General features: G+C 28.9%; 13 protein-coding genes. 12 read left to right on the top strand and 1 reads right to left on the bottom strand.

The annotated features are described in order from the left end of the window. The first annotated feature begins 216 nt into the window (after positions 1 to 216). The 6 genes from CSBG_RS14940 (at position 217) to CSBG_RS14915 (ending at position 4,830) form a co-directional block, all read left to right on the top strand. On the top strand, positions 217 to 534 hold the full coding sequence (locus CSBG_RS14940) for a PTS lactose/cellobiose transporter subunit IIA (protein WP_008680864.1): 318 nt from the start codon (positions 217 to 219) through the stop codon (positions 532 to 534). A 40-nt stretch (positions 535 to 574) separates the two neighbouring features. Continuing rightward, on the top strand, positions 575 to 907 hold the full coding sequence (locus tag CSBG_RS14935; RefSeq protein ID WP_008680863.1) for a hypothetical protein: 333 nt from the start codon (positions 575 to 577) through the stop codon (positions 905 to 907). A gap of 141 nt (positions 908 to 1,048) precedes the next feature. Beyond that, entirely contained in the window at positions 1,049 to 1,357 is a 309-nt protein-coding gene (locus CSBG_RS14930; RefSeq protein ID WP_008680861.1) for a PTS sugar transporter subunit IIB, read from the top strand. 69 nt (positions 1,358 to 1,426) lie between these two features. Continuing rightward, positions 1,427 to 2,701, top strand: a complete 1,275-nt coding sequence (locus CSBG_RS14925; RefSeq protein ID WP_008680858.1) for a PTS sugar transporter subunit IIC — start codon at positions 1,427 to 1,429, stop codon at positions 2,699 to 2,701. A gap of 69 nt (positions 2,702 to 2,770) precedes the next feature. Further along, on the top strand, positions 2,771 to 3,865 hold the full coding sequence (locus tag CSBG_RS14920) for a MupG family TIM beta-alpha barrel fold protein (protein ID WP_008680856.1): 1,095 nt from the start codon (positions 2,771 to 2,773) through the stop codon (positions 3,863 to 3,865). A 14-nt stretch (positions 3,866 to 3,879) separates the two neighbouring features. Then, entirely contained in the window at positions 3,880 to 4,830 is a 951-nt protein-coding gene (locus CSBG_RS14915) for a BadF/BadG/BcrA/BcrD ATPase family protein (protein WP_008680853.1), read from the top strand. A 329-nt stretch (positions 4,831 to 5,159) separates the two neighbouring features. On the opposite strand, the gene CSBG_RS14910 is transcribed toward CSBG_RS14915, so the two are convergent. Then, positions 5,160 to 6,338 carry a cation diffusion facilitator family transporter gene (locus CSBG_RS14910; protein WP_008680852.1) on the bottom strand — a complete coding sequence of 393 codons (1,179 nt, stop codon included), beginning with the start codon at positions 6,336 to 6,338 and terminating at the stop codon, positions 5,160 to 5,162. Positions 6,339 to 6,877: 539 nt separating this feature from the next. Here CSBG_RS14910 and CSBG_RS14905 point away from each other — a divergent pair. The 6 genes from CSBG_RS14905 to CSBG_RS14880 all read left to right on the top strand — a co-directional run bounded on the left by CSBG_RS14905 (position 6,878) and on the right by CSBG_RS14880 (position 14,013). Continuing rightward, the gene (locus CSBG_RS14905) at positions 6,878 to 8,173 is read left to right on the top strand and encodes a M18 family aminopeptidase (RefSeq protein ID WP_008680850.1); all 1,296 of its coding nucleotides are present in this window, start codon (positions 6,878 to 6,880) and stop codon (positions 8,171 to 8,173) included. Between the two features lie 223 nt (positions 8,174 to 8,396). Beyond that, entirely contained in the window at positions 8,397 to 9,302 is a 906-nt protein-coding gene (gene murQ, locus CSBG_RS14900) for an N-acetylmuramic acid 6-phosphate etherase (RefSeq protein WP_008680848.1), read from the top strand. A 29-nt stretch (positions 9,303 to 9,331) separates the two neighbouring features. Then, positions 9,332 to 10,693 carry a PTS transporter subunit EIIC gene (locus tag CSBG_RS14895; protein WP_008680846.1) on the top strand — a complete coding sequence of 454 codons (1,362 nt, stop codon included), beginning with the start codon at positions 9,332 to 9,334 and terminating at the stop codon, positions 10,691 to 10,693. A gap of 246 nt (positions 10,694 to 10,939) precedes the next feature. Then, entirely contained in the window at positions 10,940 to 11,827 is an 888-nt protein-coding gene (locus tag CSBG_RS14890) for an alpha/beta hydrolase family protein (protein WP_008680843.1), read from the top strand. Between the two features lie 236 nt (positions 11,828 to 12,063). Beyond that, positions 12,064 to 13,143, top strand: coding sequence for a MupG family TIM beta-alpha barrel fold protein (locus tag CSBG_RS14885; RefSeq protein ID WP_008680840.1), 1,080 nt, complete (start codon positions 12,064 to 12,066; stop codon positions 13,141 to 13,143). A 24-nt stretch (positions 13,144 to 13,167) separates the two neighbouring features. Continuing rightward, entirely contained in the window at positions 13,168 to 14,013 is an 846-nt protein-coding gene (locus CSBG_RS14880) for a MurR/RpiR family transcriptional regulator (protein ID WP_008680838.1), read from the top strand. Positions 14,014 to 14,063: the final 50 nt, after the last annotated feature.

The raw sequence follows: 14,063 nt of genomic DNA, 5'->3' as shown, positions 1-14,063 counted from the left end.
ATGGTTAGAATAATATATCATACATATATATAATCAATTACAAATTAATAAAAATACAAAAATATTCATTTTATAAATACAAATAATTACCAAATATTAAAATAAAATTTCAAAAAATGAAAATAATATTGAAATAAAAGAATAATAGTGTATAATGGAGTTACAATAAAGATTAAAACATTGTGTAAACGTAAACTAAGTTGGGAGGTAATAATTATGGCAGAAAATATGGAAGTAATAATCTTTGAAATTATTAGTCAAGGTGGTACAGCAAAAGGACTAGCTTATGAAGCTTTAGCAGCAGCTGAAGAAGGAGACTTTGATAAGGCAGAAGAGCTTTTAAAAGAAGCAGATGTTTGTTTAGGTGAAGCTCACAAAATACAAACAGATATAATTCAAGCGGAAGCAAGAGGAGAAAAGACAGAAGTATCTGTATTATTTGTACATGCTCAAGATCATTTAATGACAGCTATTGAAGCTAAGACACTAATAGAACATATTATAAAATTGCATAAAAAAATAGAAGGTAAGTAAAATAATATTGAATCTATAGTTAAAGGAGGTATTAAAGATTATGAAAAAGGGTTCTGGCGTAAGCGAACTACAAGCTAAGAAAACAGATTATAATATACCAACCTTTGGATTTAAAAGTGCTTTATTAATAATTGCAGGTGGAATAGTTGGAACTATGATATTACCTATGTTATTAAGTGTATTTGGAATAAGCTTAAATTTATCAATAGTGTTAGGAAATACATTTATAACAAGTTTAGCTATTGCTTATTCAAGATTTTTTATAGAAACAAAAAGAGGATATTGTAAGGCGTTTTGGATAAACTATGGATTGTTTGCATTATCATTTGGGATAATATCATATTTCTGGAGATACATTGGATTATTTATATAAATTAAAGATAAATAATTGTTAAAATTTTAAATGACTTACTATAATTTGAATGAAAACGTATATCCTAGGTGAAAACGGTTAGTGAGTTAGATTGGTTATTAGTATATAAAAATATTAAATAAAAATTTGGAGGTATTATTTATGAAAGTATTATTTGTATGTTCACAAGGAATGTCAAGTGCAATAGCAGTAAATGCATTAAAGAAGGAAGCAGAAAAGAATGGTGTAAATATGGAAGTAAATGCTGTAAGTACACAAGAATTTGAAGAAGAAGTTAAAGAAGGATATGATGTGGCAATGGTTGCTCCACAAGTAAGACATCGTTTCGATTATTTAAAGGAATATGCAGATGCAGCTAAAGTTCCATGTGCATTAATACAACCACAAGCTTATAGTCCATTAGGAGGACCAAAGCTATTTAAACAAGTTAAAGAACTTGTAGAAGCATAATAGCTTTATACAAGCTTTATATAATATTTACTTTTTATTTTATTTTATTTATTAAGGGGGAATTAAATTATGAATAATTTTGCTGATTTCTTGGACAAAAAATTATCTACTCCAATGGCAAAATTAGCAGAGCAACGTCATTTACGTGCTGTGCGTGATGGTATTATAGCTACATTACCATTAATTATTGTTGGTTCACTATTTATCATAATAGGGATACCACCATTACCACAAGATTGGGCAATAACTCAATTCTTAAAAGCTAACAACGGGGTTATAATGCTACCTTATCGTATGACAATGTACATTATGACTTTATATGCAACCTGGGGAATTGGTTATAGTCTTGCCAAATCCTATAAACTTGATGGAGTTACAGGAGGAGTACTTTCAGCGATAGCATTCCTATTAACAATAGTTCCTGTAAGTGTTGAAGGTATGGGTTGGATGATGCCTATGGCTAACTTAGGTGGAGGCGGAATGTTCGTTGGTATCTTAGTATCAATTTTTGCTGTAGAAGTTTTAAGATTTACTACAGTTAAGAATTTTAGAATAAGAATGCCAGAACAAGTGCCACCATCAGTTGCAAGATCTTTCGAAGCATTAACACCAACTGCAATTGTAGTATTCATAATAGGAAGTATTACATATTATGCAAGATTCGATTGGCATGCATTTATAGGAAAATTAATTCAACCATTATTATCAGCAACTGATACATTACCAAGTGTTTGGATTCTAGTAATTTTAGTTACATTCTTCTGGTCATTTGGTATTCATGGAGTATCAATAGTTGGATCTATTGCAAGACCATTATGGTTACAATTAATAGATCAAAATACTGCAGCTGCAGCATCAGGAGTAGCTGGAAATCAATTACCTGCAATAGCAGCAGAACCTTTCTTCCAATGGTTTATATGGATTGGAGGATCAGGATGTACAATTGGATTAGTTATAGCTTTAGCTATATTTGCTAAGTCTACATATGGTAAGCAACTAGGTAGAACAGCATTAGTTCCAGGAATATTTAATATTAATGAACCAATTATATTTGGTGCACCAATAGTGTTAAATCCAACATTAATAATACCATTTATAATTACACCATTAGTAACTGCAACCTTATCATGGTTTGCAATGAGTCTAGGCTTAGTATCTAGGGTTGTTGTAACAGCACCTTGGACGTTACCAGGACCAATTGGAGCATTTGTTGCAACAGGTGGTGACTGGAGAGCTTCAGTATTAAATATAATTTGTATAGTTATTTCAGTAATAATTTACTATCCATTTGTAAAAATATTCGATAAGAAATTATCACTAGAAGAACAAGGTGAACAAGCTTAATAAAGTGAAAATTTAAAGTGGTGAAGAAATTCACCACTTTATTTTAAAATAAATGTAGAGGTGAATTTTATGGGAAAATTAGGAATATCAATTTATTCAGAAAAAACTACAGAAGAAGCAATTTACAACTATATAGATAAAGCAAGTAAATATGGATTCAGTAGGATATTTTCATGTTTACTTTCAGTAAATGATACTAAAGAAAATATAAAAAATAAATTTAAAAAAATAAACGAATATGCAAAATCAAAAGGATTTGAAATTATAGTAGATGTAAGCCCAAGAGTATTTGATGAGTTGGGAATAAGTTATAAGGATTTAAGCTTCTTTAAGGAAATTGGAGCAGATGGCTTAAGATTAGATATGGGATTTACTGGTTCAGAGGAATCATTAATGACATTTAATGATGAGAATCTTAAAATTGAAATCAATATGAGTAATAATACTAATTATATAGATACAATAATGAATTATATGCCTAATAAGGATAATTTAATTGCTTGTCATAATTTTTATCCACATAGATATAGTGGTTTAAATTTTGAGCATTTTATGAGATGTACAGAAAGATTTAATAAGTACGGATTAAGAACAGCTGCATTTATAACAAGTCAAAATGAAGGAACATTTGGTCCATGGCCTGTTACAGATGGACTTCCAACTTTAGAATTACATCGTAACTTACCAATAGAAGTGCAAGCTAAACATTTAATAGCATTAGGAAACATAAATGACATAATAATATCAAATTGTTATCCTACAGAAGAAGAAATGAAAAAGCTAGGGTCTATGAGAAAAGATATGGTAACTTTTGATTTAGAGCTTGTAGATGGAGTTCCTGAAGTAGAGCAAAAGATATTATTTGAAGAAATGCATTTTAATAGAGGAGATTTATCAGATAACTTAGTTAGATCTACTCAAAGCAGAGTTAAGTATAAAGGACATGACTTTAAATTATTTAATGCTCCTGAAATAATTAAAAAAGGAGATGTAGTTATAGAAAGTAGTGAATATGGACACTATGCTGGAGAACTACAAATTGCTTTAAATGATATGAAGAATAGCGGGAAATCTAATGTTGTAGGTCGTATTAAGGAAGAAGAAATATTTATTTTAGATTATATAAAACCATGGCAAAAATTCAATTTCAACTTAATTAAGTAATTGGAGGTTAATCTATGTATTTTTTAGGGATAGATGGTGGTGGAACAAAGACTTGTTTTACATTAATAAATGAAAAGGGTAATGTTATTAATAGAGTTATAAAGGGAACTTGTCATCCAACTCAAATTGGATTTGATAACTTAGAAAAATTATTAAGAGAAGGATTAGAAGAAATAATAAAGTCTAGTAATATTTCTAAAGAAGAAATTATAAAGAGCTATTTAGGTTTAGCAGGATATGGAATAGTAAAAGAAATTGCAGAAGGAATAGCAAAGGTGGTTTCCAAAGTATTTAATGGAATGTATTATATTTTAAATAATGATGTTAGAGTTGCAATAGCAGGTGCATTAGCTGGAGAAGATGGAATTAATGTTGTTGCTGGAACTGGTTCAATAGCTTTAGCATTAAAAGATGAAAAAGTTTTAAGATGTGGTGGATGGGGTTACTCCATAGGGGATGAAGCTTCAGCATATTGGATTGGTAAAAAAGCCTTAGCACTATTTAGTAAGCAAAGTGATGGAAGATTAGAAAAAGCACCATTATATGAAATGTTTAAAAAGGAACTTGATTTAAAGACAGATTTTGAAATAGTTTCATATGTAAATGAAAAGTTAAAAGGTGATAGAGGAGAAATAGCAAAGCTTGCTAAATTATGTTCTGATGCAGCAGAATGTGGAGATGAAGGTGCAATAGCAATTTTCGATGAAGCAGCAAAAGAAATATCAGAAATGATAAAAAATTTATTAAAAAATTATGATAAAGATATAGTTAAAGTTTCATATACAGGAGGAGTATTCAAAAGTGGAGAATTAATCCTTAAGCCATTAAGAGAATATTTAAATGGATATAACGTTGAATTAGTAGAACCACAACTAAGTCCAGATTTAGGGGCTTGTTTATTAGCATATATAAGTACTGGAAATAAAGTAACTCAAGAACTAATTGAAAGAATGAAAAAGCAATAGAATCAATGAAAAAATTGAAAAATGAAAGAATTGTTGAAGTAATTCAGGGTGAGTTGAATTAAATTAAAAATGAAAAGTTGTGGAAATAATTCAGATGAGATGAATGACAATTGCTAATTGGAAGTGGATAATTTAGGTTATAATTCGTCTGCGGTGAATTATTAAAATAAAAAGAGAAACTCTTTCGAATTTCTCTTTTTATTTATTCTATAACTTAAGTACGCTGAGTTATTTCTTTTATTATACATTATGAATTCTATTTTAAATTGAAAATTATTTTCTAAACTCCGCAGGAGTTTATTCCTTAATTGTCCATTATCAATTATCCATTACATAAAGTCGTAATCTATAGTAATAACACAATTATATTGCGGGTGTTCTTTTTTTATTGCAGTTTTTATATTTGCTAACATTTTTTCTTGTTTCTTTTTATTTCCTGATTCTGATGCCTCTAATACTATATCGAATATTAAGTTTTTAATTTCACCTTCACCAACGATTCTAAAATCGTGCATTGATTTTATTTCAGGATAGTTTCTAAGTATTTTTTCAACATAATCCCATGTTTCTTTAATTTCATCTGTAATAATACAAATTGGATCCATGTGTATAACTAAATGTAAGTTAAGATCTCTTGAAACTTCTCTTTCTGCTTTATCTATTACATTGTGAATTTCCATTATATCTATATCAGATGGAATTTCAGCATGTAGTGAAGCTATAATTCTTCCAGGACCATAGTTATGAACTATAAGATCATGAACTCCTGAAATAGGTGGATAAGATAATACCTTTTCGCATATTTCATTTACAAGCTCAGGATCTGGAGATTCTCCAAGTAATGGATTTAATGTTTCTTTTACTAAACCAAAACCTGCATATAATATAGCTAGAGCTACAAACACACCTATATATCCATCAATAGGAAAGCTTGTGAATTTAGCTAATAAAAATGATATTACAACAGTGCTGGAAGTGAAAACATCACCAAGTGCATCAGTAGCAGCAGCTTTTAAAGCTGAGGAATTTATTTTATTACCTATAAATTTATTAAATGATGATAACCAAACTTTAAATCCAATTGAAACTAAAAGTAATATAAATGGAACAAATTCAAAAGTTATGATTTCAGGATTTAAAATTCTTTCAACAGATGATTTAATAAATTGTACTCCAACAAGCATTACCATAAAAGCTACTAAAAGAGCAGATAAATACTCTATCCTACCGTGTCCAAAAGGATGTTCTGCATCAGCAGGCTTGTTTGACATTTTGAAACCAATTATAGTAATTATAGATGATGCCGCATCAGATAAATTATTAAATGCATCAGCAGAAATAGCAATAGAGCCAACTAACATACCAACTGAAAATTTTATTAAAAACAAAACAAAATTCACTATGATTCCGACAATACCACCTAAAGTTCCATAAGAATTACGAACTTTTGAGTCTTTTGTATTTTCATTATTTTTAACGAAGGATTTAACTAGAAATTTAGAAATCATCTTATCACTCCTATCTATATAATATTTTCCCATTGAAGTGGTTATCTATTCAATAAGAATTTTCCACTATATTTATATTACTCTTATACATATAATCATTATTATATACTAAAATTTACTAATTTCAATTAGAATAAATTTTATAAATATACTTACATTATTTAATATATTAATTGAAAAAAATAATATAATTGAAAGTAGAGCATTTAGGTTTTATAGAATGCTTTATTTAAAAAAGCTAAAATAATAAGCTTTGTGTATATATAAATAATAGAATATAAATTTTATATAAAAATGCTCTTAATATAAGTAAAATCAATGAATTGAAAGGGGCTCGTTTCGTTAGCCCTTTGTCAATACATGCTTCCAATTAGAATATATGTAACAAAATGAGAATAAAACTAGTACTTTCTTGCACAGCTATTTAGTTTATGGAACTTATCTAGTTATCGTAGCCGTTATATTTATAATTTATAAGATAAGTATATTTTCATAGATATGGTATAATATTATTAGTTAGTATTTTAGGAGGAGTTAAAATGGAAAAGCAATTAGCATTAGATTTAATAGACTTTTTATATAAAAGTCCAACAGCATACCATTCAGTTAAAACTATAAAAGAAGAATTAGATTTAAATGGTTTTAAAGAAATAAAGGAAAGTGAAAAATGGAACTTACAAAATGAAGGTAAGTATTATGTTATAAAAAATGATTCAGCACTTATAGCATTTACTATTGGTAATGGAGATGTTGAAGAAGATGGATTTAGATTAATCGGAGCTCATACTGATTCACCAGGATTTAGAGTTAAGGCAAATCCAGAAATGGTTTCAGAAGGAAAGTATTTAAAATTAAATACTGAAGGATATGGTGGACCAATACTATATACATGGTTTGATAGACCTTTAGGATTAGCTGGTAAAGTTACTTTAAAGGGAAAATCACCTTTAAATCCAGAAGTTAAGCTTGTTAATATTAATAAGCCACTTCTTATAATACCAAGTGTTGCTATTCATATGAATAGAGCTGTAAATGATGGATTTGCAGTAAATAAGCAAAAGGATACTTTACCTTTATTAAGCTTAATAAATGAAAAATTTGAGAAAGATGGATATTTAGTTAATATATTAGCTGAAGAATTAAAGGTAGATGCAAGTGAAATATTGGGTTTTGATTTAGGCTTACATGAAGTAGAAAAAGGATGCTTAGCAGGATTAAATGAAGAGCTTATATCATGTGGAAGATTAGATGATATGTGGATGGTTTACGCAGGACTTAAAGCATTAATAGATAGCAAAGTAAATAAATCAACTAAGGTTATGGTTTGTATAGATAATGAAGAAATAGGAAGTCTTACACCACAAGGAGCTAATTCAGCATTATTATTAAACATTTTAGAAAGAATAACTTTAGCTTTAGGAAAAGATAGAGAGGGCTTACATAGAGCCTTATCAAATTCAATAATGATATCTGCAGATTTAGCTCATGCAGTACATCCAAATGCTGAAGAAAAACATGATCCAACCAATAGACCTGTTTTAGGTAATGGACCTGTTTTAAAGACTGCAGCATCTGGAAGCTATAGTACAGATAGCTATAATGCGGCTATATTTGAAGGAATTTGTAAATCAGCAGGAGTTCCTTATCAAAAGTTTTTTAATAGATCAGATGTAAGGGGTGGAACTACTATAGGTCCAATAACATCATCATTATTAACAATTCCAGTTATGGATATGGGTGCTCCATTACTTTCAATGCATTCTATAAGAGAGCTAGCAGCTGTAAAAGATAATTATTATACTATTAAACTATTTACTGAATTTTTTAATATTTAATAATTAAATATTTCTAAAATATAAAGTAAAATTACTAGATTAGGATAACGGATTTATTTCATTATCCTAATCTTTTTTTATTTATGAGAAAAATAATTATGAAATAAAATAAAATATTCTAACAAAAGGTATTGAAATATCGTTTCAAAGGTGGTAATATAATATTGTGATGAAAACGTAGTCAAGTAACTAGGAGTTTATACTTTATTTCGGAGGTATTTATATGAATAAAATAGACTTAGAAAAATTAACAACAGAAAGTAGAAATCAAAATACCATAGATATAGATAAGGTTTCGACCTTAGAAATGGTAAGAAAAATCAATAACGAAGATAAAAAGGTCGCAGAAGCAGTTGAAGCAGAATTACCAAAGATTGCAGAAGCTATAGATGGAATAGTAAAAGGAATGCATAAAGGGGGTAGATTAATCTATATAGGTGCTGGAACTTCAGGAAGACTTGGAGTGTTAGATGCGTCTGAGTGTCCACCTACGTATGGAGTATCAGAAGAATTAGTTCAAGGAATTATTGCAGGTGGAAAAGAAGCTATTTTTAGAGCAAAAGAAGGTGCGGAAGATTCAAAAGAGTTAGCTGTAGAAGATTTAAAATTTAAAAGTTTAAATGAAAATGATACAGTTGTTGGATTAGCTGCATCAGGAAGAACACCTTATGTAATAGGCGGATTAAATTATGCAAATGAAATAGGCGCATTGACTGTAGCAGTTACATGTAATTCTGATTCAGAGGTTTCAAAAGCTGCTAAGATTTCAATAGCACCAGTAGTGGGACCAGAAGTAGTTACAGGATCAACAAGATTAAAATCAGGAACAGCTCAAAAGTTAGTTCTAAATATGTTATCTACAGGAGTAATGATTAAGCTTGGAAAAGTTTATGGAAACTTAATGGTAGATGTAAGAGCAACTAATGCAAAACTAGTTGAAAGAGCAAAAAAAATAGTTTGCGAAGCAACTGGAGTACAAAGAGAAGAAGCAGAAAAAATATTAGAAGAAACAAACTTTGATGTTAAGCTTTCAATATTCATGTTATTATCAAAGTTAAATAAAGATGAAGCTAAGACTATACTTGAAAATAATAATGGATATATAGCTGAAGCATTAAAGAATGTATAAAGATTTAAATTAAAATGGAGGGACGTAAAATGACAAATGCTGAAATAGCTAAAAATTTAGTTGAATTAGTAGGTGGAAAAGAAAATATAAAATCTGTAGCGAACTGTATGACTCGCTGCAGATTGGAACTTAGAGATTACTCAAAAGCTGATATCGAAAAGATCAAAAAATCTGAAGGTGCTTTAGGAGTAGTTAATGCAGAAGGGCAATTACAAATAATATATGGCCCAGGTAAGGTTAATAAAGTAACAGCAGAAGTTAGCAAAATCGTTGGAAAGCCAGTTGCTCTAGGAGAAGATGCTGTTAAGGCAACAAAAGAAAAGTTAAAAGCAAAAAATGATACTAAGTTTAAAAATATACTTAAAAAATTAGGAAACGTATTTATTCCTTTAATACCTTTATTCGTAGCATGCGGACTTGTTTTAGCAATTAATAATATTTGTGGTGTACAATTTGGCGATGCATATAAGACAACTACAGCAGGTCAAATTATCGGACTTATAGGTAACGGTGTATTCTCAATTCTTTCAATTTTAGTAGGTGTAAATGCAGCTAAGGAATTTGGTTCAGACATGCCAATGATGGGTGGAGTATTAGGTGGAATACTTTCATCAGCAGCATTAGCTAACATTACTCTTTTGGGTAAACCATTAACACCAGGTAGAGGCGGTATTATTTCAGTTATATTAGTTGTAGTTTTAGCGGTTTATATAGAAAAGGCTTGTAGAAAGTTTGTACCAGATGTGTTAGATTTATTTGTAACACCATTACTTACATTAACTTTATCAGTATTAGCAGCTTTATTTATTCTTCAACCAATTGGTGGATTTATTTCTGATTCAATAGGAGCTGTAGTTGCTCAAACAATTGCATCAGATAATATGTTTGTATCAGTAATTTCAGGAGCAGTTTCAGGTGCGTTATTCTTACCATTAGTTATGACAGGAATGCACCAAGCATTAACTCCAATACATGCAGATTTAATAGCTAATGTAGGATTTACAGTATTACTTCCAATATTAGCAACAGCAGGTATGGCTCAAGTTGGAGCTACTATAGCAGTTCTTAGAAAAACAAAAAATGAAAGATTAAAGAAGACAGCTAAAAATGGATTAGTACCAGGATTCTTAGGAATTGGGGAACCATTAATATATGGTATAACTTTACCACTAGGAAAACCATTCTTAGGCGCTTGTTTAGGAGCTGGAGTTGGTGGAGCTGTAATGGCATTCTTCAAAGTTGGATCAGTTGCAATTGGAGTTTCAGGATTACCACTTGCATTATTAATAGCAAATGGAAAGATGCTTGTTTTCTTAATAGGAGTACTTGTATCATATGTAGCAGGATACTTATTCACAGCAATGCTTGGATTTGAAGATCCAGTAGAATAATTAAATAATAAATCAAACAATAAGTGTAGTTATTATGTAAGCTTTAGTTACTATGAGTGACGAGTGATTACATAATCTCTACACTTTACTTTAATAATGAAAATATAAATACTATATTTAAAATTACTAGATATATAATTTGAGATTACTGAAGATTTAAAATAATTATCAGAAGAAATAAAGTAATTTACTCAAGTTTATTAAATTTTAGTTGATTGATTATTAAAGTGAAGAGGGGGATTTAATATGAAAAAATTAAATCAATTATTATTTATGTTGTTAGTTGTAATATTATTAAATTTAGTAGGGTGTGAAATGAAAAATAATTTAAAATCCGAAGAGCAAACAAAAGTTGAAAGTAAGACTTCTCAAGTAATAGCAGATACTCAATGGTCTGATACAATGCAAATACATTGGAATCACAGAGTATATCTACCTAAAGAATATGAGGAAAATTTGGATAAAAAGTATCCTGTACTTTATGTGTTACATGGATGGGGTGGAAATGTTACTAATACAACTGATGAAACTAGAATAGATTCAAAATCAATATTAGATAAGTTAATAGAAGATAAAGAAATTGAACCTATGATAGTAGTGTTTGTAGATGGATTTAATAGTTACTATGTAGATGGACCTACATTTAAAATGGAAAGTGCAATAATTAATGATTTAATTCCATTAATAGATGCTAAATATAGAACTTTAAATGATAAAAATAATAGAAGTATAGCTGGAATTTCCATGGGGGGATTTGGTGCATTAAATATAGGATTAAGTAATAGTGATATGTTTAATTCAGTTGGCTTAATGTCACCAGCTATCTGGGATACTATAGAAGAAGATAACAGTATTTATGGAAGTCCTTTAGTAGAAAAGTATTATGAAAATTCATATAAAAACTTACTAGATGAAGTTAAATCAAGAGATATAAATATTTTTGTTTATCACGGAAAAGATGATGAAGTAATAACTTATGATAATATTGAAAACTTTATTTCTTTTGCTAAAGAATCTGGATTTAATATAAAATATGAATTACAAGAAGAAGGACCTCACGCTTGGCCAACATGGCGAGAAATGTATCCTAAAGTGTTAAAGGATATAAGTAATAACTTTAAAAAGTTTGAATAATGAAATATCAAGAAAATGAAAAGTGAAAAAATGAAAAAGTTAAGGAGAAAATCCTTTAGGGATTTTTGAATAAAAAGCTGTATATGAATTTGTAATTTTAAGGTGCTGTCGTAGAAATTTATTCAATGTAAGATATAGAATGTAAAATTCTACATTTTCAATTCTGCGATAGCAGTATCCTTAATTTTTTCATTGTGTCACTTTTGACTATAAATTCAATTAAGGAGAGTGTTAATATGAACTATGGATTTTCAGTTTATTTTGGCTTAGATAATACAAAGGAAGAAAATATTCAATTATTGAAGGATGCTCATAGCTTAGGATTGAGTAGAATTTTTACTTCGCTTCATATACCAGAGGCAAATTATGAAGTTTTAAAGAAAGAAGTTAGAGAATTCTTTGCTTTAGCTAAAGAATACGATATGGATATAATTAGTGATATATCTCCTAATACTTTTAAATTTTTAGATTTAGAAGATATGGATTTAAAAGGTTTAAAAGATATGGGAGTAAAAACTATAAGGATAGATTTCGGATATAGTGAAGAAGATATAGCAAAAATGAGCAGAAATGAATATGGAATAAAGATTCAATTAAATGCTTCAACTATTACAGAAGAATTCTTTGATAAACTTGATAAATGTTCACCAGATTATAGCAATGTAGATGCATTGCATAATTTTTATCCAAGAGTTGGAACTGCAATTTCAGAAGAATGTATGATAAATAAAAATAATATACTTAAAAAAAGAAATATAAATCCCTGTGCCTTTGTGCAATCAAATAATAGAAAAAGAAGCCCACTAAAAGATGGATTACCAACACTTGAAGATCATAGGGGGATGGATGTTAGAGAAGCTGCTAATCATTTATTTGCATTAGGAAATAAATCAGTTTTTATAGGAGATTCTCTTCCAAGTTTAGAAGAACTAAAGGATTTATCATCTTTAGATCCTAACGTTATAGAGTTAGATATAGAGGTTAAAACTACAGATAAAGTTATGCTTAGAATTTTAGATGGAGTTTATACAGCTAGAACAGATGAAGCTAGGGATGCTATTAGAGCAAGTGAAAGTAGATTAATATTAAATGGTGATGTTATTGAGCCTTTTAATACAGTAAATAAAAAAATTGGAGATATTTCAATAGACAATAAAGAATATATGAGATATATGGGAGAGCTTCAAATATTAAAAACAAATCAAAATGAAGATTTTAGAACGAATATTGTAGCTTCTATTTTACAAAAAGATTTTTATTTATTAAAATATATACATGGTGGAAAGAAATTTCACTTTAATAGAGTTAATAAATAAATCAAAGAATAGTAGGGTGTTAAAATGAATGTATTGCAGTATATAAAACAGAACTTCGAGAGCTTTACAGATAGGGAAAAATTAATAGCAGAGTATTTACTTAGCAATAAAAAAAGTATCATAGGTATGTCAGCAAAGGAAATTGGAGATATTACAAACACTTCGGCCCCAACAGTTGTAAGATTTTCAAAAAAGATAGGCTTTGATTCACTAAATGAAATGAAATTACAGTTATCTTTGAACTTGAAAAGTGATGAAGATAATTCAGATTTTGAGTATTTACATGGAGATTTATCAACGAAAAATATAATTCATGGAATAAAGAGATCTATAGATTCCATTATGAATCAAACAATTAGTATTTTAAAAGAAGATCAATTAGAAAAAGCCATAGATCTACTTAATGAAGCTAAAAATATATATATTTTTAGTGTTGGGGTTTCTAGTTTAGTAGGTATGGATTTCTATTATAAATTAAGCAGAATTAATAAGAGGTGTATTGCACATTCTGATACACATCTTCAAATTACATCTTCAGCACTTATGGAAAAGGGTGATATAGCAATAGCTATATCTTATTCTGGAGAGACAAAAGAAGTAATAAAATGTGCAGAAAATGCTAAAAAAGCGAAAGTTCCAGTTATAGCAATTACAAAAGCTAGTATAAACAATACATTAGCAGATATATCAGATATAGTACTGCAAGTACCTTTTGTAGAAAAGACTTTAAGAGAAGGCGCAATGAGTTCAAGAATATCACAACTATCAATAATAGATATGCTATTTATAGGAATGGCAAAAACAAACCTAAAAGGCGTGGAGGAAAAGCTTAGAGTAACAAGAAAAGCTGTAGAAGAACTGAAGAATTAATTAAAGAATGAAAAATGAATAAACGAAAGAATGAAAATTTATTTGAAATT

This window comes from Clostridium sp. 7_2_43FAA, assembly GCF_000158375.2.
Taxonomy (GTDB): domain Bacteria; phylum Bacillota; class Clostridia; order Clostridiales; family Clostridiaceae; genus Clostridium; species Clostridium tertium.
The sequence above is the reverse complement of the archived record's forward strand: the minus strand, read 5'-3'. Positions and strand labels throughout refer to the sequence as shown.